Origin of the sequence: Pseudoalteromonas sp. OOF1S-7 (assembly GCF_022347765.1) — a bacterium.
In the GTDB taxonomy this organism is placed as follows: Bacteria; Pseudomonadota; Gammaproteobacteria; order Enterobacterales; family Alteromonadaceae; genus Pseudoalteromonas.
The window spans coordinates 495,335-515,215 of the sequence record NZ_JAKRFZ010000003.1; the positions used below are offsets into that span (position 1 = coordinate 495,335).

Genomic DNA, 19,881 nt, shown 5'->3' on the forward strand with positions numbered 1-19,881 from the left:
CAAGTAAATTACAAAAAAAGCAGGCGAAAAAGCGTCTTTTTCATTGTCCAGAATTGCGTAAACTTAATCATGTTCAAGGACGGAAGGACACCAGCGCCAGGTAGCGGTGAAACGGACGGAGTCAGGAAGGCTCAGGATAACATCAGGAAGATGTTAGTCAAAGGAAGGTCAGGAGCGCTTAGGATAAGCGAAGCGGACGGAGTCAGGAAGGCTCAGGATAGCATCAGGAAGATGTTAGTCAAAGGAGTGTCAGGAGCGCTTAGGATAAGCGAAGCGGACGGAGTCAGGAAGGCTCAGGATAGCATCAGGAAGATGTTAGTCAAAGGAGTGTCAGGAGCGCTTAGGATAAGCGAAGCGGACGGGGTCAGGAAGGCTCAGGATAGCATCAGGAGGATGTTAATCAAAGGAATGTCAGGAGCGCTTAGGATAAGCGAAGCGGACGGGGTCAGGAAGGCTCAGGATAGCATCAGGAAGATGTTAGTCAAAGGAATGTCAGGAGCGCTTAGGATAAGCGAAGTGGACGGGGTCAGGAAGGCTCAGGATAGCATCAGGAAGATGTTAATCAAAGGAATGTCAGGAGCGCTTAGGATAAGCGAAGTGGACGGAGTCAGGAAGGCTCAGGATAGCATCAGGAAGATGTTAATCAAAGGAATGTCAGGAGCGCTTAGGATAAGCGAAGCGGACGGAGTCAGGAAGGCTTAGCATAACATCAGGAAGATGTTAGTAAAAGGAATGTCAGGAGCGCTTAGGATAGGCGAAGAGGACTGAGTCTGGGAGACTCAGGACACAAAGGGACGTTGTTTATAAAAGGAATAGGGAATAGAAGTCGAAAGGTGCGAAACAGTTCACATCGGCCGACAAAGGATGTGCTTGGATGCGGTAAGGATATCTACAGGATGTAACCTATCGGATGAAGTCAGGGAAGAAGATCGGGTGTGTCAGGATGTATACCCGTTCAGGGGATGATGAAGCTTGGCGGCTTGCTAGTTTGTTGTAGGCAGAGGTATCGGATACCTCCCAGGAAATTCGTCAGATTGGGGCGTAGCACAAGGGTTACGCCTTGGTTTTTTTATTCAGTTAACACTATATATTACTATCACGCCTTTACTTCATCTTACATCTCAGCCCCACGTTAATCATTCTTAAATGAACACAAATCAGCCCATTCGGTGCGGTGGAATATCCATTTTCTTAAGACGCAGGTTTTCAAGGTGCATAGTACCGGTATAGGCACTTTGCTGATCTGAGCTGAACTCAAAGGCAAATTGACTTTTTATTCCCAGCCTGCCATTGCTCAGCACTGCGAGCCTGCGTTTAACACAGGCGACACTGAGTAGTTGGACATTGAGTTTTTCAGCTTGTCCAACTGCATGCTGCTGTGCCGCTTCTGCTATCTGGCGGCCAAACCAAAAAAACGCAATGACTGCGCCAATAAGAATAAAAAGCCAAAGAGTGATCATCGTTTAAATAGCCTGCCTATTGCTCTGGACAGTGTTTCACTGCGATTTTCTGTTCTAAGTAGAGCTAAGACATGTGGGCGCAGTGTAGGAATTGCAACCAGATCGGCGAAAATGCTTTCAAATAAGCCGTCCACTTCAGTGTTGTGTGCGGCACAATCCATTAGTTTGACAAGCCTAAGTGAGTCGGTCAGTGTCTCCCAGCAACGTCCTGTAATGGTCAGTTGCAGATCAGCCTGTGTAGAGAGTGGGGAATCCAGAATAGTGTCTACGGCGTCAGCAATCAGCCCCAGGCTATGGCTACCAGATAAGGCTCTGAGGTGGTTAATACTGGCTGTCAGGTCCTCGCTATCTACTGCCGTTTTCAGGCCGCTAAGCAAGTGCTCGGTCAGCTCAACGCCAATGGCCACGTGCTCCAGCATGGCAGCCAGAGGAGATTGCACTTGTGCGGGAAGGTGTGACCAACAGGCTTTCAAATTATTACGATTGCTGCCGTGCTCCAGGCGCATAGCAAAGTCGGCCAGGCCCTGCACCGCCAGGTTTTGCCACTGATCCAACCCCAGCTTTTGTGCAAAATACAATTCGGCATATTCATAATATTGCGACGCCGGACGTTTGAGTTCAGTTTTCAGTAAAGCATTAAACGCGGCCAGTTTATTGGCGTTAGGCGCATATACATAAGGGTTGTTATCTAGTTTGCCTTGCGCCGCTTCGCCGGTGAGCTGAGTGCCTAACGCATCAATCACCATAGAGGCAAAGTGGTCACGGCTGGCGGCAACCAGCTTGCTCTGTTCATCCAGCGGCAGTTTCAGAAACCACACGTATGGGTCCTGGGTTGCCTGGTTGTCCCAAAACTGGATAGCCAACAGGGCGTGACCAGCGAGCGGATAAGGGTAGGGCACCTGAGTGGTTTCAATTTGCGCAAACTGCTTTTTATCGATTTTGGTTATGCGACGGCCAATATCATAGGCGCGCCATTGCGTGCCGGCTGAAGTCAGTAGTTCACCTAAAGTCGTAATTTGCGCTGTCATTTTCATCTCACTTTATTGCGTTGAGGCGCGATTATAACGTTATTCTTGGTCACTGATAAGGGTGACCATAAAGATACAAACGCCCGGGTTTGATGGGGTATAATGGGGTTTTTGTATTTGTGTGAGGAAGCACTATGGATCACCCTCTATGGCATTTGCTCGATGAGCTGGAGCACACGCTGCGCGAGGCTGAGCTTTGGCAGGCGGAGCCAGTCCCGGCGCAGGCGTTATTGTCTGTGCAGCCATTTTGTTGCGATACATTACGTTTAGAGCAGTGGTTGCAGTTTGTTTTTATCGTTAAGATGCGTGCACTAATACAAAGCGACGCAGCCTTGCCAGCCAATATGGCCATTGCCCCTATGGCAGAAGTCAGTCTTGCACAGCACCCACAGTTAGCTGTATTACTGAGTGTACTGCAACGTTTAGACGCGGCTGTTTCGGAGTCGGCCCCATGTTAGAAATCGTTTATCAGGATGAGCACTATGTGGCCATCAATAAGCCATCGGGTTTGCTGGTTCATCGCTCGTATTTAGACAAGCGTGAGACGCAGTTTGCGATGCAGATGCTCAGAGATCAACTGGGGCAGCATGTCTTCCCTGTCCACCGGCTTGACCGTCCCACTTCGGGTGTTCTGCTGTTTGCACTGAGCTCAGAGGCCGCGCGCGATATGAATCAGGTGTTTATCGACGGGAGCGTGCAAAAGCGTTATCTGGCTTTGGTCCGTGGCTTCGCACCAGCAGACGTCTATGTCGATAAACCTCTGAAAGAACAGTTGGATAAGATTGCCGACAAATTCGCGGATCAGGATAAAGCCCCTCAGGAAGCACAGACTCAGTTCAATTGTTTGCACCAGGCAACGCTGAATATCCCGCTGGGTAAATACCCCAGCATTCGCTATTCTTTGGTGGAGTGCTTTCCTAAAACGGGCCGTAAACACCAGATCCGGCGTCATCTGAACCATCTTAATCATCCTATTATTGGGGATGTTAATCACGGAGATAACAAGCAGAACCATTTTTTTCAGGATCATTTTGGCATTCGCCGCCTGATGTTGTTTGCAACTGAGCTGAAGTTTTTGCATCCTTATAGTCAACAACCCATCACTATTCGCGCCAGTCTGGGAGAAGAAATGTTGAACCTGTGCAAACAGCTGGGCTGGCCAGACACCGAAAAGGACTACCAATAATGGCATCATTTACACTTTTTGTTGGCTCGGTATTTGGCAACGCTGAGAATCTGGCAGCAGAGGTTAAAAAAGACATTGAGCAGCAAGGTCACAGCGCAACCATTGCTGAGCCGCTGACTCTGGAGCAGGTGAAATCTGCAGAAAACTTACTGTTTATTTCCTCGACTACCGGACAAGGCGATATCCCGGAAAATCTGCTACCTTTAATATTGCAAATGCAAAGTCAGTTTCCCATGCTGACGGGGAAAACCGTAGGGGTTGTTGCCCTGGGTGACAGTAGTTACGGTGACACCTTTTGTGGTGCTGGACGCCAGATAGACGCCTTGATCCAGGAGCTCAACGCCACAGTGACCGAACCTCGGCTGGATGTAGACGCGTGCGAACACTTTGAGCCCTATGAAGCGGTAGCCCCCTGGCTGCAAAAGTGGCTGCAACATTTTTGATGAGTTCACGATGAGTAGTATAAAAGCCGCTGATGTCAGCGGCTTTTCTATATCTAAATAGGCTATGAGCTTTTCACATCAACAGTCAGTTTTAACTTCTGGCCTGGCTGAAGATATTTCTGACCAGCAAGCTTATTCCACTTCACAATTTCACTGACGGTCAGGTTGAACTTGGCCGCGATCCGTGCCAGAGAATCCCCTTTGCGAACCTTGTAGGTAATGGTGCGCTCCGTGGTATTCGCGACGGGCTGAGAGGTTGTCTGACTCTGATAAATGGTGAGCTTCTGCCCGAGCTTCAGTACGGCATTGGCCTTCAGTTTGTTCCATTTAGCAAGCTGCGCCACAGTAACGTCATATTCACGGCTGATATCCCATAAGGTATCTCCGCTGGTAACCGTATGGGTTTTCTTGCTGCGCGTAGCCTTGTTCGCTGCACTGCGTACCGCATCCGGTAAATGTTCACTTTGCAACTCGCCATCGCTCAGTGGAACCAGCAGCTTTTGGCCAACCCGGATCATGTGTGAATCCAGTTTGTTAAGCGAGCGAATCGCACTGGTGCTGGTCGAAAACTTCCTGGCTATGACAGACAGGCTATCACCACGGGCGACCGTGTAGTATTGCCAGCGCAGACGATCTTTGACTGGCGTATTAGCCAGGCGAGTCTGGAATATGTCTATTTTATCTGCCGGCAGTAACAAGGTGTGTGGACCGTTCGGATCGGTTGCCCAGCGGTTAAAGCCTGGGTTCAGGCGATATAGTTCAGTGAGTGACATATCGGCCATTTCGGCTGCGAGTGCCAAATCGATTTGCGAACCCACTTCGACGGTATCAACGACCTGTGCGTTGATGATCTTATTCCACTTAACACTGAACTCGTCCTGACGTTTCAACAGATCAGACAATGCCAGCAGCTTAGGCACATAGGCGGTGGTTTCGCGTGGCAGGTCCAAAGACCAGAAATCAGTGGGCAAGTGCTTTTTACGATTCTTACGAATGGCCTTGAGCAGTCGGCCTTCTCCAGAGTTATAAGCGGCAATGGCATTGAGCCAGTCGCCTTCCAGAGTTTTATGCAGGTAAGTGAGATAGTCCAGCGCCGCGCGGGTTGACTGAACGATGTCGCGACGACCGTCGTACCACCAGTTTTGCTTGAGGTCGAAGCGCTCGCCGGTTTGTGGCATAAATTGCCAAATTCCAGATGCGCTGCGGTGAGAATACCCGAACGGATCGAAGGCACTTTCTACGATTGGCAGCAGGGCAATTTCAATCGGCATTTCGCGTTTCTCTACTTCTTCAACAATATAGTAAAGATAAGGCTCGGCGCGTTTTGAAATACGATCCAGATACGCCTGGTGGCGCTGATAATAGTTGCGCTCGGCGACCACAGGACGGTTTTGCGGCACATCAATAGACAGCTGATAGCGGATCCGCTCCCAAACGTCGTCAAACACCGGTGGCGGCTCATCGGCTTCCACGGGTTCCTGAATGGCACTCATCAGAGTGTCGCTGATCTCGGCCGGACTGGCATGATCCAGTTGTTCGGCTTGTTCAATTGTCGGGCTGTCGAACGTGGTTTGACAGCCGCTCAGCAGTGCTGATACTAACAGCAGCAAGAGAGGCTTTTTCATAAAACTCGGTCATTGATCCATGGTCAGGGTACGGTGCCGCAGAAAAATCCACAGCTAAAACCCGTCAATGTTAACTGTTTCGTTGCAAAAATTAAAGCAGTGCCTAAAAATTATCCTTCCACTTTCTAAGCGCGGCAAACTTTTGCCAGTCTTCACTGCACTCGGTCTGCATGTCGGTCGGCATAGTGTCCAGCATGTGAGGCAGGCTTGCCCGCACAAAAGGGTTGATGCTCAACTCACGTGCAATAGTGGTGGGGAGTGTCGGCTGCGTTTGTATGCGTTGTTGCTCGCCCCATTGCTGCCACTGGGTTATGTCTTCATTCTCTGGCTCTACTGCTGCGGCAAACGCCAGGTTGGCCTGAGTGTATTCATGTGTGCAGTAAATTTGGCATTGCGGGGGCAACTGGGATAGTTGTTGTAATGACTGCCACATTTGCTGCGGGCTGCCCTCAAACAAGCGGCCACAGCCTGCGCTGAACAGAGTATCGCCGGTAAATGCCAGCTCAGGGGTCAGGTAGCAGATGTGATCCAGCGTGTGCCCGGGTGTATGAGCAATGGTAAAATCCAGCCCGGCAATGGTCACCCTATCACCGTCATTCAAAGGGTGTGTGATGCCATTAAAGGGCGTATTTTGCGGACCATATACCGGCAGCTCACCATAGTGTGCGCACAAAGAGGCGATACCATCGGTATGATCCCAGTGATGGTGTGTAACCAGGATCCCCGCTAACTGCTTCTGCTGTGCCGTGGCGAATTTAATGACAGGCTCACTTTGCCCCGGGTCAACAACCCACATCAGATTGCTATCTGGCGGACATATTGCCCAGATATAATTGTCACTGAAGGCCTTGATGGGGTGGATCTGCACTGCGACTTGCGCCATAACTCATTGCTCTATAAAGTGAAGGTGTAACTAGTATAGCGAGTACATATCATGAAACCAGCTCTAAGTTTTCAGCAAGGGCCCAAACCCTATCAGTGGCAGGATTTTCCACATGGTGACTATGTGCGTGCAGGCATTGAGCGGCGAATGGCTAGCTGGTTACCACGCATGTTTGGTTACCATATGCTCAAACTGGGCTGCCTGAGCGGCCAGCTGAACACTTCACAAAGCCCTATCAGCCATCAGATCTGTGTTGCACCTGAGGGAGAACATGTCGGGGTATTGGCTGAAATTGACGAGTTGCCTTTCTACGAACATAGTGTAGACGCCTGCATTCTCAGTCAGTGTCTGGAATATCATTCTGACCCCCATCATATCTTGCGGGAGGCACATCGTACGCTGATCCCGGGTGGCTATATCGTGATCAGTGGGTTTAATCCATTTAGCTTGTGTGGTTTGGCACACCTGTTGCCTTTTAGCAAAGAAAAGCTACCCTGGTCCGGGCGCTTTTTTACGCCATCCCGGGTTAAGGATTGGCTGGATCTGCTGGGCTTTGAAATTCTTGCTGATGAGCGCTTTGTCCATGCTTCACTGGCAAGAGGCTCACGTTTATCACGTTTTGCGCCCTGGCGACGCTTTTGTCGACATTATATGAAGCCCATGGGTAGTGTCTATTTGCTGGTGGCCCGAAAACGGGTTGCGCCTTTAACGCCGATTAAGCCCAAATGGCATGCCCGTCCCAAATGGACGCCAGCAGTAAAAGGGGCGCGACTGAAACACAGCCGCAACCAGGAACAAGGTTAGACGGCTATTCGCTCTGGTAGCCGGTATCTTCCAACAGGTCGTTGCCACCGGCGGCGTCGCGGGCCAGATCATCAACCAGTTCGTTGTACTTATTACCAGCATGTCCCTTGACCCAGCGCCATTCAATGGTATGACGCTGCACGGCAGCATCCAGGCGTTGCCATAAGTCGACATTTTTAACCGGTTTTTTGGCGGCGGTTTTCCAGTTCCGTTTTTTCCAGTTTGCCAGCCAGGATTCAATGCCCTGTTTCACATACTGGCTGTCGGTATACAAAATTATCTGGCAGGGGCGCTTGAGGGTTTCTAGAGCGACAATGGCTGCCAGCATCTCCATGCGGTTGTTAGTGGTGAGCCGATATCCGGCGCTGAGGGTTTTTTCATGGCCCTGATAACTGAGGTACACACCATAGCCGCCGGGTCCTGGATTGCCTAAGCAGGAGCCGTCGGTATAGATCTCTACGGATTTTTGCACGAATTCGCCTGTTTTTATGTAAAATACTCCAATAGACGCTAACCATAGCAAAGTTAGGCAATCGACGATATGCATAAAAGACAAATAGTACTGGATACAGAAACCACGGGCATCGACCCCAAAGAAGGTCACAGGATCATTGAGATCGGGTGTGTGGAATTAGTGAATCGTCGTCTGACCGGCAATAATTTTCACGTATATATCAACCCACAGCGTGGTATTGAAGAAGAAGCCATAGACGTTCACGGGATCACCAACGAGTTTTTGCGAGACAAGCCGTTTTTCCATCAGATTGCCCGGGAATTTTATGACTATATTCAGGGCGCTGAGCTGGTGATCCACAATGCCCCGTTTGACGTCGGCTTTATGGACCATGAGTTTGCTATGCTAAACCAGGGGTTTGCAAAAACCCATGATGTGTGTGAGGTCCTCGATACGCTGGTAATGGCGCGCAATTTGCATCCAGGTCAGAAGAATAGCCTTGATGCCTTGTGTCGTCGTTATGATATAGATAACTCTAAGCGTACACTGCACGGCGCATTGCTGGATTCCGAGATCCTGTCGGATGTTTATCTGGCCATGACGGGCGGTCAGAAGAAGCTTAATCTGGCGCAGCATAATGAACAGGCCCAGCAGGGCAGTGGTGGCACAATCCGTCGGTTAAGTGCCGAGCGTCCGCCGCTAAAAGTGGTGATGGCGAGTGCCGATGAGCTGGACGCTCATGAAGCGCGCATGGAGCTGGTCAACAAAGCCAGTGGTCAGAGTTTGTGGCAGCAATAACGGCTGCCAGGCTCAAAGTCAGTGTCAAAGAGAACGATTAATTTATATGGGGTAAGATAACATGCGGATCGGCTTAGCAGGATTGATGTTATTATATAGCGCGTTTTTCAGCGCGATGACGATGGCCGAAACACCGCAAATTACGCTGCTTGAGCGAGACGGTAAAATCAATGAAATCCCACTGCTGGATAACCGCTTTCGCATTGACCACAATGTAAAGAAAATTACTCTGTTGTTTTTTCGTGCACCCGGAACACCCGCTGTGGTGCTGGTTAAACCCGATGGCAGCAAGTATTACGCCACACACGCCATTGGTGATGAAAAACTCGAATGGTATGACGAAATAAGTTATGACCTGGTAATAGTGACGGATCCTATGCCCGGCCCCTGGCAGGTGTTAGGTCAGATCCGCCAGGACAGCCGGGTGATGGTATTAGGTGACATTGAATTACAGGTCGACCCCTTACCGCCGCTGATCTTTCGCGGTGAAATGCTGAAAATCCAGGGGCAAGTGACCAATGATGGCCTGCCTGTCGACATTGGTTATTTCCGCGATGTGGTCACCCTCTATGTGGAGTTTGTCAGTACCAATAATGATCAATATGCTAACTTTGGTGCGGGCACACAGAGTGTGGCCGAGTTTAAAGATGATGGCCGTGAGTTTGATGAGCGTCCGCTTGATGGCATCTTTACCGGCGAATTCCGGCTCAACTTCCCAGCCGGCGAGTGGCAACCTGAGTTCTTCATAGAAACCCCCATTCTCAAGCGCCGTGTAGTGAAAGAGCCCATCATTATTGCAGAACCGCCCTTTTCTTTTGACTTGATGCTGGCCGGGCCGGAAGAATTTGAGCACCAGCTGACTATCCGGCTGGCCTCAGAGGTGGTGAAGCCCGCAACCGTGATCTTCCAGGGCAAGATTTTATATCCCAATGGTGAAGAGCAAATGTTTACCCTCAATGGGGAAGAACGTTTATACCGGCAGCTGGCCATTAAGAATTATGACTGGGGAAGATATAGTGTGGAGCTGTCAGCCTTTGGCGAAAACATCAATGGCCGTGAATTTATGGCGCGCCTGCCGGATTATAACTTTGAAATAGAGCGGCCCATTGAAAAGGTGCCTGAATTGCCCGAATCAGAGCGACCAACCCAACGCACGGTCACGGTGCCGGAACCTGAGCCTGGGCTCAGTACTGGCGCAATCGTAGCCATCGTGGTGGTGGGAAATTTGTTAATTTTACTTCTGGGTTGGCTGGCTGTGCGTATTTTTGTACAGAAAAAGCCCATCAAGATCAAAATAAGCTTGCCCTTAGTCGGTAAGAAAAAGCAGTTAGATTTGGAAGAGTTAGAACAGGATAAAGAAAACTCGGGCAAACAGAGTTCAAAAAATGATAAATCAGCTGATATTTTGAACCTTTCGATGTCGGATGACTAAAAATCCCCGATTTTTTCAAAAAAGGTGTTGACTCTTAAGGGGGGCATTCGTATTATTCACGCCGCTGTCAGGGAGCACACCTGAACAGCAAGAGAACAAGATGCTGCGGAGTGGTAGTTCAGTTGGTTAGAATACCGGCCTGTCACGCCGGGGGTCGCGGGTTCGAGTCCCGTCCACTCCGCCACTTACTTTTTCTCTATAAGCGCACGCTGGAGTGGTAGTTCAGTTGGTTAGAATACCGGCCTGTCACGCCGGGGGTCGCGGGTTCGAGTCCCGTCCACTCCGCCAATCGCTTATCCTGTGCCGTACTTCTTTGGAGTGGTAGTTCAGTTGGTTAGAATACCGGCCTGTCACGCCGGGGGTCGCGGGTTCGAGTCCCGTCCACTCCGCCAACATCTTTAAGAAGTACACCGAGCTAAACCATCGTGGAGTGGTAGTTCAGTTGGTTAGAATACCGGCCTGTCACGCCGGGGGTCGCGGGTTCGAGTCCCGTCCACTCCGCCATCTAGCCAGGGTTTAGTTTGGATTATCAGATTCAATGTAATCTGAGTTTATGACAAAACGACGTCATTAACATCGTTATTTACTCGTGGAGTGGTAGTTCAGTTGGTTAGAATACCGGCCTGTCACGCCGGGGGTCGCGGGTTCGAGTCCCGTCCACTCCGCCAACATTTTAACGAGTAAAAAATTGCATTATATCTCTGCGGAGTGGTAGTTCAGTTGGTTAGAATACCGGCCTGTCACGCCGGGGGTCGCGGGTTCGAGTCCCGTCCACTCCGCCATTTGATATAAGCATAAAAAGTCATACCACTGCGGAGTGGTAGTTCAGTTGGTTAGAATACCGGCCTGTCACGCCGGGGGTCGCGGGTTCGAGTCCCGTCCACTCCGCCACTTTTTATAAAGTTCAGTAAAACCCCTCCTGGTTATACTAATTCAGATTTCCTACTAAAATTATAATTTTTAAATGTACGTCTGGTTCAAACCAAAGCCTTTTATAAGACTCTAAATTAGAAATCTTTAATGTCGATTTGCTTGCACTATTAAACTTATCATAGCTATTGCGCTTCAACATATTATGCAAAAGGGTTGGGTGACTCTCGTGCTAAAAGTCCCAACAAGTTGCTTTTTTATTTCAGTGGTGAAGTAGCACAACAGTACAGGTACGTGTTATCTCTTACCCCTAGCCAAAAGTTAGCAAAATGGGACTTTATAGGGGGTTGTTTGTATTGGCGTGTGGCTCTTCGTGCATTGATGTAATAATAATCTACTACCAGTTATTTACTTAGAATTTATTCCATGAGACGATAAAGTCATTGTTTTATAGTCCATTTTTCGTTTTTTTCCGATATTTTGGAAGGGAAGAAATGAGCGGTTGCCAAATCGCAGCAGAGGGTATAATGAACGGCATTTATTACAGGAATACATGTACGAATATACCCAACTGGGTAAGTAACACGCATGAACGTCATCCAGTCGGGTACGCATATGAAACAGATACTCATTTTGTTCATTTCTATGGCAAGGAAAAAAGTCTAAATACAATTTCTGTTGGGCTTACAGTTATTGAAGCGAAGTCAGGTACTTTAAATGAATGGGTTACTAGAGTATTTGGCGCTGAGGGTATAAAAAGTATGTCCTTACCTATCGGGAGTTCAATTCAAGGTATATGACGCCCTTCGTTGTACTACGATGAGGATATTGAGAAAGCTCTTGATATAGACCCTTTTGAAAAAAGATCTGCTGAGCAAGCATTGAGAGTACTTATAGAGAAGTTAGACGATATACTTTTATACGTAGAACCTGATATCAATGGTTTAAATTCCTATGGTCACAAAAGTAGAGAGCTTTTAATTTTAGCATGTACTGAGGTTGAAAACTCTTGGGTTTCATTGTTTAAAAAAGCCAGCATACAGCCAGAAAATGGTCGGATGTATACTACAAAAGATTACGTTAAACTATTACCCAAAGCATGCCTAAATGAGTTTGAAATAGCTTTTAAAAATTATAGTTGCTTGAGGAAATTTCAACCATTTTCAAACTGGGCAGTAGCTAATCCCACGAGATCACTGCCATGGTATGATGCATATAATAAGACTAAGCATGATCGTGCTACTTCATTTAATGTAGCTATACTAGAGAATGTGATGGATGCAATTGCCGCAAATGTAGCTATGTTTTGTGCTAAGTATGGACCATTTAGTTTGTTTCGGGGAAGTAACACACTCTCTTCTCTAGTTAATCAGCATCTTAGTATTAACCTGAAAAATAGTGATTTTACAACGTACTACATACCTAAGATTACATTGCCAGAGGGAACTAAAAGGGACCTTTTTGTATATGACCGTTATCGAGAAGGCCATCATAATGGCTGGAATGTACAACCTCTTGTAATTTAATAAAAATATTTTAGTAATATGCACAATGTCCTCCATTGGTGTTCCCACATAAAGTTGCATCCGTGATTGAGCTACTAACCACGGTCACGTTGGTATTGCTCACGCTCACAAATACTAGCCAATCACTCTAGGTCGGTATTAAAAGCCCTTGTGCTTTGTTGTTTCAGTCTGACAAGCCACATAGCGAGATCAGTCAGGTACATCTATAGTATCAGCAAGGCTTAGTTTATTGTCGTGAAGCAAAATGCACTGGACCTTGTTTTTATTGATGCTGTTTGGGTGGACACTGGTGCATGCTACTGTGCCCATTCGTATCGCAACCGGTGAATACCCGCCATTTACCGGCAGCCAACTTGTTGACGATGGTTTTGTTAATCATCTCATTCGCCAGGCGCTTGCAAGAGAAGGCCTGGAGGCCGAATTTGTCTATTTGCCCTGGAAGCGCAGTTTTCAGGCTGCTCAGCAAGGGCAATATGATATGGCGTCTTACTGGGTTTGCGAACACGAATATCAGCAGCACTTTTATTGCAGCGATGAGCTTTACCGGGGTCAGCTGTTGCTTTATTTTCGTGCCGATACACCTTTGCCGCAGTGGCAAACCATAGATGACCTTAAGCCTTATCGCATTGGTGCGATTTTAGGGTATGAATATGTGCCTGAGTTTCGCAAGGCAATGGAAGCAGGCGATCTGGATGTGATCATGGTCAGCAATGACCGACTTAATCTAAATATGTTGCTGAACGACCGTGTCGACTTGATCTTGTTGAGTGATATCGCAATGCAAAGTCTACTCATTGAACATTTTCCATCTTTACACGTAGATAAAATCCGGGCGCATCCAATACCGTTTTTAGAATACCGGGCACATGTGTTGTTACCCAAATCATTAAAGGGCAGCGCGGCTTTGCGAACACGCTTTAATGCTGGCCTGGAAACACTCAAAGCGTCAGGTGAGTTCGAGCGTCAATGGCAACGGCTATTGCGGGGGGAGTTTGTACCAAAGCGTTAATAATTTGGCTAAGGTCAAATTAGCAAAAATTCTTTGTTGTCTTTGACAAGAGCGGAGCCGGAGCGTTGAAAGCAACGTAAACTCAAATTTTATCTGATTACTTATTAGGGACACTTTAAGAGTAAGATATATTTTATTAATATATTCATTATTTTATTTAAGGTGTTGTAATAAAGTGTTGCTGTGTTACTTTTTGATCAGTTTTTTGTAAGCAAAAGGAAATCAAAATGAAGTTAAATCTTAAGAAGAAAAGCATCAAATCGCTCAGTTCGGACAGCAAAAAGCTTCCTAATGCAGCAACGCCCGCTGTCGCTGGTGGTGCACATTCTGATTATGTATGTGAAACGGCTCAATATTGCAATAGTAATGATTGCTACACTAAAGCATGGATTGATAATTGTAACCCTCATCATTATACCTACCAAGGTACAGGGTGTTGCGAAACCACCCTATGTTAAGTGCAATTGAGTAACGCCATGTGTAAGTCATTGCTCAAATGGGAAGCTTCGCAACAGATTTAATTCCCGAAATGATTTTATCGGCACATAACAAACGCAGCAGGATCATCATTCGAGTGAGCCTGCTGTTATCATTTTTCCTCTATACACTGCGTTGATGCGCAATTCTCCAAAATCAGCCAACCGCGCACTTTTGCACTGTGGTTTAACTCTGGCTGGAATTCATTACCGGAAGCCTGACAGGGTCCAGTTAAACCCAGGGTTAGAGAGGTAAGCCTGTGTTAGAGCCAAATTTCGGCAAACTCGGTCTAACTCTTCTATTTGACGCTCAGCCGCTTAATATCCCCCTCTACCGACTCCATTTTGGCAATTAGCAAAGTGCCATCGGCGGCAATATCGTAATGCCACAACAGATTCTGCGTTTTCAGGAGCTCTGGCAGGGTATTGCCGTCAAGCGACATACGCCAGATATGATCCGTTTTTGACCAGGCGCTTTGCCAGTACAGGAAACCATCCCTCAGTCTGGGGTTCGTCACTTGGTGATAAGCTTGGGGCGCAAGTGATGCAAGTCGCGATTTATCTGACAGAGATTCAGCCAGATCTGTGACGCGATAAATGGTGGAATGTTTAAACACAAGCCAGTTTTGTGCTTGATAGTCAAACAGCAGCAGATCTGAACTGACGTTATAGCGGCGCTGTAATTGCCCGGACTTACCGTAGATCAGCACCTCGTGGCCGTCGGAGGCCCACAGGGTTTGGCTGTCCAGCCAGCCAAAATGGCTAAGCGAGTGCGATAACTGCGGGGTAAAGGTTTGCACCACACCCGAACGGTCAAGCAACAGCAAACGGGATTCCCGGTTAGCCAGAATATAGGCATTGTCCGGGCTCCAGGTGACAAAGTTGACGTATTCATCGCCGGTGTGATGAGTCAGCTGGATCACCCGATCATTGCTGTGCAGATAAATCTCGCAGGCACCGGTGCGGCGCGACATAAATGCCGTCTCGCCCAGGTTGTTGGTGACAGGCAGATAGTCATGACTTGAACTGGAAAAAATCGGCAGGTTGTCTTTGTCGCGGATATTCACCTGCCAGCTTTCGGCGGCACTGAAAATATCCCCCTGATTGTCCACACTCAGGCTGCTGAAGAGCCCTTGCGGCGTTGCAATGACCGGATACTCATGGCCGTCCCGGGTTGTGGCTATCAGGTTATGATGTTTGCTGCTGTCATTGGTGATCATGCTGTGGTGTTTTGGGTCGTAAGCAATCAGCCACACGGGGTAAGGCCAGCGCATTTGTACCTTAGCATCTAAGGTGATCAGTCGGGAGTGCAGGTTGGCATCTTTGATCAGGTAGTAAGTTTGCTCATCCCAGCCGCGCAGTGCGGTGATCAGCTTATCGCCTTTGTTCAACTTTAACGGGATAGGAATATATCTATTACTATCAATATTATACTGATAAGCATGCGTCCCTGTTTTATCGCGTACTGTTGCAATCAGCTGCGTGTCTGAGCGCCACGAGGGGGCCTGAATATGATAACAGGGCTGGTTCCGAGATTGGTGGAGCTGCTGGCCGAGTGAATTGACCACCAGCAGTCGACAGCCATCGCCCTGGTACTGCCAGAATGCCAGCCAGTCCTTATTTGGGTGCCAGGCTGGTTTTGCAACCCGGCTATCAAAACTCAGGTGCGCTTTGTGACCTCCCTGCTTATCGCTGATAATCAGGGTATTAAAGTCGTCAACGTAAGCCAGCAGAGGCTTGCTGGTGTGGGCGGCGACATCAAACTCCAGCCCCAGTTCATAGGTGATATCTTCAACATCATAGTGTGGCAGAGCTATGGGTTCTGGCGCTGAGGAAAAATAGGCGATGGCACTGAAGCAGGCGGTAACTATGGGTAATACCAGTAATCGTGAACGTTTTTTACCATTGGCGGCGGGCTCAGCCGCTGAGGGGCTCTGGACCTCGGTATACGCGTGTGTTTGTGGCTGACACAGCTCAACGGGGGCAATAAACACATAACCCCGTTTGGGCACTGTTTTGATAAAGCGAGGCTGTTTGGCACTGTCATTCAGAATACGGCGTAACTTGGTCAGCAATTGATACAGGCTATTGGATTCGACAATGGTATCTGGCCACAACGCCTTGCTCAGTGCATCCCGCGACAGTACCGTGTCAGGCGAAACGACAAAGAGCTCCAGAAGCCTGGCAACCTGAGGTTCAAGCTTAATGATCTCCTGGCTGTCTGGCGCGCGCAGTTCATCTTGACTCGCATCAAACTGCCAGAACAGAAAGTGATAGTACTGAGCGCGTGTGTAAGTCTCCCAGTTTGAATCCATCTTAGTCAGGCTACCTTATTTGTGTTTATCTGTTTGATTGGCGTGGTAATCGAGTCCATATCAGGTTCTGTCAATCCACTGCGGCTTTCGCAATCTAATGAGTGGCAATCAAATGATTATCCGGGTTTATGAGCTGAAATTAACCTAGTTCAGAACAAAGTCAATAATCATCAGCGCTTGATCATCCTTATTCAGGAAACTTTCAGCTTTTTTGCGACGCTTTTCTGCTGCAATGCGTGCAGTTACTCATATTGGGAGCAGTTATATGAAGCAATGTTATTGGGTCTTGTGCATCAGTGCCGTGTTGAACAGTCACGCACTGTGGGCAAATCAGGTCCGGGACGCTCAGATAGACCTCGATGGTCGTCTGGATGAAGCCTCCTGGCAGAGCGCCAGGCAGTTTACGCGTTTTTATCAGGTGGTTCCTGCCACCCTTACCGCCCATACCGATAAGGTGCATGCCAGGGTATTTAGCGATAAATCAGGTGTTTACATTGGTATTGTTAACTATCAGGATGAGGCGAGCAGGCAGAAGCAGTTTAATATTCAGGACGCCTTTATGCAGGCCGAATTCAATCGCATTGTCGTCGATTTTGCCGGTGATGGCAGTGGTGCCTATGAGTTCGCGGTAACACTGGGCGGTGGCACGCAGGATGCGGTATTGACCCCACAGCTGACCAAGGACAGCGACTGGGATGGTGACTGGCAGTCTGCGACGTTCGAGGCGGCGGATTTCTGGTCCGCCGAGGTGTTTATTCCCTGGCATACCGTGTCTTTTTATAACCCGGCGCACCATGTTGACAGCGCGCAAGGCGAAATCGGGATTTCTATTCAACTTTATGACCTGAGTAAAAATTATATCTATGCAAATCAAAAGCAAACAACCAGTAATAGCGACTTTTATCTGGGTATGCCCAAGCTGAAATCGGCCATCCCACAGCACAGCCAGCTGAGTTTTGTGCCTTATATTAGCCATCAGCAGCATTTTGCTGAGCAGGTGACTGATAACAGCGACAGCGATGCGGGCTTTGATCTGTTTTATAAACCCAATCACCACCAAAAGTGGTCGGTGGCGGTGAACCCGGACTTTGGTCAGGTGGACAGTGATGAGGTCGATATTAACTACAGCGCCGTTGAAACGCTGCGCAGTGACAAGCGGCCCTTCTTTACCCAGGATATAGGTGTGTTCAGTGTACAGGCATTGCAGGATACAAAGCTAATTCATACCCGACGGATTGGAGCCGGCAGCGATGACGGCAGTGAGTTTATTACGCCCATCGACCTGGCTACGCGCTTTGTCCATCAGGGCGAGACTATGCAGGTCGGCGCGTTTGCGGTCAAAGAAAATGATCTGGACAGTGACGCCGGAAAGCGCTTTTATGCGGCCCGGGCTAAATATCGACAAAAACACTGGCAGTCGGGTGTACTGGCCACTTATACCGATCGCCCCTGGCTGGCGCGTAATGCTAAGACTGTGGCCTGGGACAGCCAATATCAAAGTGCCACCTGGTCGTTTCAGGGGGCGCTACTGGCCAGTCAGGTGGCGCAATTGAGCAAACAAACGGGAAATGGTATATCAATGCAGCTGGGGTATCAGTTCTCGCCAAACACGACGTTGGAAGGACGCTATCTTAAGCTCAATGACCATTTTGATAACAGTGATTTAGGATATGCTCAGCGCAACAACTGGCAGTACAGTGAGGCGAAATTTAGTCATGCAATCAATACTCAAAGCGACTGGTTATCACGTATTAAGCACTCACTGACTGTACGCTATGAGGCTGATAATGACGGATTGAAACTGCCAGCCAGACAGGCCTACCTGAGTCAGTGGTTACTGGCAAATGGCGGGCAAGTTGACCTGCATTTGGACAGAGTCAGTGGAGGCTGGCAGGACAATATCGGCCGTGACAGTCAGGCTTTTGAGGTGCCTGGAAACTGGGAAACTCGGGTAATGTATATCAGTCCTTATACCGGAAAATTCTCCTGGGCTGCCAGCTTTGAGTATGACAGGGAAGGGTTTGCAGGCAGTGCGCAGCAATATGCGGTTGATCTGACTTGGCTGCCGCACCCCAACTGGACGCTGAAATTCAATAATTTTTACCGCTCAGGGGATGGCTGGTTAGTGGCAAGCGACACGGATCAGATCACTCAGTATGAACGGGATTTCTTCGTTAATAAAATTCAGGTAAGTGGTCTTGTCACCGACAGGCTGGAATTTTCTTCAACACTGGAGTGGGCTGTACTTGAGGCGCGCAGCGACCAGGTTTTTGCATTGCAGGACCACCAGCGCCAGCTGTTACATGATGTGGATACCAGTTTTGAAGACCGTCGTTTGTCCAGCCAGTTTAAGCTGCGTTACCGGATGGGCGCCTTGTCCGATCTGTTTTTAGTTTATCGCCGCGGCGCGGCAGTGGGAGACAGTTTACCCCGAGGTCAGATTGGTTCTCAGGCCTGGCTTGAGAGCGCCAGGCAACTGTGGCAGGCACCGATGCAGGACTCAGTGCTAGTGAAAGTCAGGTATAAGTTCTGACAATCACAGTGCTGTCCCACGCTGTGTGAATATTTCTCAATTCACAGCGTGTGTTCAGCGTCGCATACTGAGTTTTTATATTCAGGGACAAGGCTATGCCAATAAGACATGCAATGATTGTGAGCGCGGGGTTGAGCCTGCTTGCTTCGTGCGCCTCTCATCAGGGCGCAACCAGCCTGTATCAGGCGCAGGATTGGATCACGGATGGGGTGTTTACTGACGGGGTGGAAGGCCCGGCAGTGGATCGTGATGGCGTGCTGTTTGCGGTCAACTTTGCTCAGCAGGGGACGATCGGTCAGGTGTCCGGGCGCGATAAGGCAATCCTGTACCTGACCCTGCCCGAGGGGAGCACTGGAAACGGGATCCGCTTCGACCCGCAGGGTAATATGTATATAGCCGATTATACCGGTCACAATGTACTGAAAGTATCGCCCGACAAATCGGTTGCTGTGCTGGCTCATAACCCGCAAATGCACCAGCCCAATGATTTGGCGATCAGTGACAGCGGTGTACTCTTTGCCAGCGATCCGGATTGGCAAAACAGCCAGGGGCAAGTATGGCGCATCTCTCCCGATGGCCAGACTCAGTTGCTGCGAGCCAATATGGGAACCACCAACGGCATAGAAGTTAGTCCGGATAACCGTACCTTGTACGTTAATGAGAGCGTACAGCGCCGGATCTGGGCATTCCCACTCGATGAGGAGGGCATGACAGGCACGCCAGAATTGTTTTATGAATTTACCGATCATGGCCTGGACGGCATGCGCTGTGATGAAAATGGCAACCTGTATGTAGCCCGTTATGGCGCAGGTGAAGTAGTGATACTTTCTCCACAAGGTCAGCTTTTACGCAAGGTTGAATTAAAGGGCCAGTATCCAACCAATATTGCCTTTGGTGGTCAAGATGGTAAGCGGGTATTTGTGACGATGCAAAAACGAGGTGCTATAGAGACCTTTATCACCGAGCATGCCGGGCGTGCTTTCAATAGGCATACTTTGTAAACACGGGCGTATATTCGCGCTAAGGTGTTATGTTAATA

General features: G+C 48.7%; 18 protein-coding genes and 7 tRNA genes. 19 read left to right on the forward strand and 6 right to left on the reverse strand.

From position 1 onward, the window contains the following. Positions 1–69: 69 nt before the first annotated feature. On the forward strand, positions 70–702 hold the full coding sequence (locus MHN33_RS07065) for a hypothetical protein (protein ID WP_239397297.1): 633 nt from the start codon (positions 70–72) through the stop codon (positions 700–702). A 455-nt stretch (positions 703–1,157) separates the two neighbouring features. Here MHN33_RS07065 and MHN33_RS07070 read toward each other — a convergent pair whose 3' ends face one another. Next, positions 1,158–1,460, reverse strand: a complete 303-nt coding sequence (locus MHN33_RS07070) for a DUF3301 domain-containing protein (protein WP_046006851.1) — start codon at positions 1,458–1,460, stop codon at positions 1,158–1,160. After that, positions 1,457–2,488 carry a DUF3549 family protein gene (locus MHN33_RS07075; protein ID WP_239397298.1) on the reverse strand — a complete coding sequence of 344 codons (1,032 nt, stop codon included), beginning with the start codon at positions 2,486–2,488 and terminating at the stop codon, positions 1,457–1,459. Before MHN33_RS07075 ends, MHN33_RS07070 begins: the two co-directional genes overlap by 4 nt. Positions 2,489–2,622: 134 nt before the next feature. Here MHN33_RS07075 and MHN33_RS07080 point away from each other — a divergent pair, with 134 nt between their 5' ends. Genes MHN33_RS07080 through MHN33_RS07090 form a run of 3 tightly spaced genes read left to right on the forward strand, consistent with a single transcriptional unit; the run spans position 2,623 to position 4,117 of the window. Then, entirely contained in the window at positions 2,623–2,946 is a 324-nt protein-coding gene (locus tag MHN33_RS07080; protein WP_239397299.1) for a YqcC family protein, read from the forward strand. Further along, on the forward strand, positions 2,940–3,674 hold the full coding sequence (truC, locus tag MHN33_RS07085; protein WP_239397300.1) for a tRNA pseudouridine(65) synthase TruC: 735 nt from the start codon (positions 2,940–2,942) through the stop codon (positions 3,672–3,674). The genes MHN33_RS07080 and truC overlap by 7 nt, the downstream gene beginning before the upstream one ends. After that, positions 3,674–4,117, forward strand: coding sequence for a flavodoxin domain-containing protein (locus tag MHN33_RS07090; protein WP_239397301.1), 444 nt, complete (start codon positions 3,674–3,676; stop codon positions 4,115–4,117). Before truC ends, MHN33_RS07090 begins: the two co-directional genes overlap by 1 nt. A 62-nt stretch (positions 4,118–4,179) precedes the next feature. Here MHN33_RS07090 and MHN33_RS07095 read toward each other — a convergent pair whose 3' ends face one another. Together MHN33_RS07095 and gloB are read right to left on the reverse strand one after the other, a co-directional pair. Then, positions 4,180–5,742, reverse strand: coding sequence for a LysM peptidoglycan-binding domain-containing protein (locus MHN33_RS07095; RefSeq protein ID WP_239397302.1), 1,563 nt, complete (start codon positions 5,740–5,742; stop codon positions 4,180–4,182). A 103-nt stretch (positions 5,743–5,845) separates the two neighbouring features. After that, entirely contained in the window at positions 5,846–6,625 is a 780-nt protein-coding gene (gene gloB / locus MHN33_RS07100; RefSeq protein ID WP_239397303.1) for a hydroxyacylglutathione hydrolase, read from the reverse strand. 51 nt (positions 6,626–6,676) lie between these two features. On the opposite strand from gloB, the gene MHN33_RS07105 reads away from it, so the two are divergent. Continuing rightward, positions 6,677–7,429 carry a methyltransferase domain-containing protein gene (locus tag MHN33_RS07105; protein ID WP_239397304.1) on the forward strand — a complete coding sequence of 251 codons (753 nt, stop codon included), beginning with the start codon at positions 6,677–6,679 and terminating at the stop codon, positions 7,427–7,429. 4 nt (positions 7,430–7,433) lie between these two features. Here the strand turns inward: MHN33_RS07105 and rnhA are convergent, their stop codons facing one another. Then, positions 7,434–7,901: a ribonuclease HI gene (gene rnhA, locus MHN33_RS07110; RefSeq protein ID WP_239397305.1), complete on the reverse strand. Its 468-nt coding sequence runs from the start codon at positions 7,899–7,901 to the stop codon at positions 7,434–7,436. 69 nt (positions 7,902–7,970) lie between these two features. Here rnhA and dnaQ point away from each other — a divergent pair, with 69 nt between their 5' ends. The 12 genes from dnaQ to MHN33_RS07170 all read left to right on the forward strand — a co-directional run bounded on the left by dnaQ (position 7,971) and on the right by MHN33_RS07170 (position 13,976). Further along, positions 7,971–8,681, forward strand: a complete 711-nt coding sequence (dnaQ, locus tag MHN33_RS07115; RefSeq protein ID WP_239397306.1) for a DNA polymerase III subunit epsilon — start codon at positions 7,971–7,973, stop codon at positions 8,679–8,681. A gap of 85 nt (positions 8,682–8,766) precedes the next feature. Then, positions 8,767–10,113 (forward strand): TIGR03503 family protein, encoded by a 1,347-nt coding sequence (locus MHN33_RS07120; RefSeq protein ID WP_239397307.1) that lies wholly within the window; start codon positions 8,767–8,769, stop codon positions 10,111–10,113. Between the two features lie 107 nt (positions 10,114–10,220). After that, a tRNA-Asp gene (locus MHN33_RS07125) sits at positions 10,221–10,297 on the forward strand. 27 nt (positions 10,298–10,324) lie between these two features. Continuing rightward, a tRNA-Asp gene (locus MHN33_RS07130) sits at positions 10,325–10,401 on the forward strand. 27 nt (positions 10,402–10,428) lie between these two features. Continuing rightward, positions 10,429–10,505: transfer RNA gene (locus MHN33_RS07135), tRNA-Asp, on the forward strand. Between the two features lie 35 nt (positions 10,506–10,540). Beyond that, positions 10,541–10,617 (forward strand) — tRNA-Asp (locus MHN33_RS07140). 87 nt (positions 10,618–10,704) lie between these two features. Next, positions 10,705–10,781 (forward strand) — tRNA-Asp (locus MHN33_RS07145). A 37-nt stretch (positions 10,782–10,818) separates the two neighbouring features. Continuing rightward, positions 10,819–10,895 (forward strand) — tRNA-Asp (locus MHN33_RS07150). Positions 10,896–10,927: 32 nt separating this feature from the next. Beyond that, positions 10,928–11,004, forward strand: a tRNA-Asp gene (locus tag MHN33_RS07155). A 788-nt stretch (positions 11,005–11,792) separates the two neighbouring features. Beyond that, positions 11,793–12,509, forward strand: coding sequence for a hypothetical protein (locus tag MHN33_RS07160; RefSeq protein WP_239397308.1), 717 nt, complete (start codon positions 11,793–11,795; stop codon positions 12,507–12,509). A 244-nt stretch (positions 12,510–12,753) separates the two neighbouring features. Further along, positions 12,754–13,518, forward strand: a complete 765-nt coding sequence (locus MHN33_RS07165) for a transporter substrate-binding domain-containing protein (protein ID WP_239397309.1) — start codon at positions 12,754–12,756, stop codon at positions 13,516–13,518. A gap of 227 nt (positions 13,519–13,745) precedes the next feature. Next, a complete protein-coding gene (locus MHN33_RS07170; RefSeq protein ID WP_239397310.1) occupies positions 13,746–13,976 on the forward strand; it encodes a hypothetical protein in 231 nt (76 codons plus the stop codon). A gap of 317 nt (positions 13,977–14,293) precedes the next feature. Here the strand turns inward: MHN33_RS07170 and MHN33_RS07175 are convergent, their stop codons facing one another. Then, entirely contained in the window at positions 14,294–16,309 is a 2,016-nt protein-coding gene (locus tag MHN33_RS07175) for a transcriptional regulator (RefSeq protein ID WP_239397311.1), read from the reverse strand. 265 nt (positions 16,310–16,574) lie between these two features. Here MHN33_RS07175 and MHN33_RS07180 point away from each other — a divergent pair, with 265 nt between their 5' ends. Then, entirely contained in the window at positions 16,575–18,842 is a 2,268-nt protein-coding gene (locus MHN33_RS07180; protein WP_239397312.1) for a DUF5916 domain-containing protein, read from the forward strand. 95 nt (positions 18,843–18,937) lie between these two features. Further along, a complete protein-coding gene (locus tag MHN33_RS07185; protein ID WP_239397313.1) occupies positions 18,938–19,843 on the forward strand; it encodes an SMP-30/gluconolactonase/LRE family protein in 906 nt (301 codons plus the stop codon). Positions 19,844–19,881: the final 38 nt, after the last annotated feature.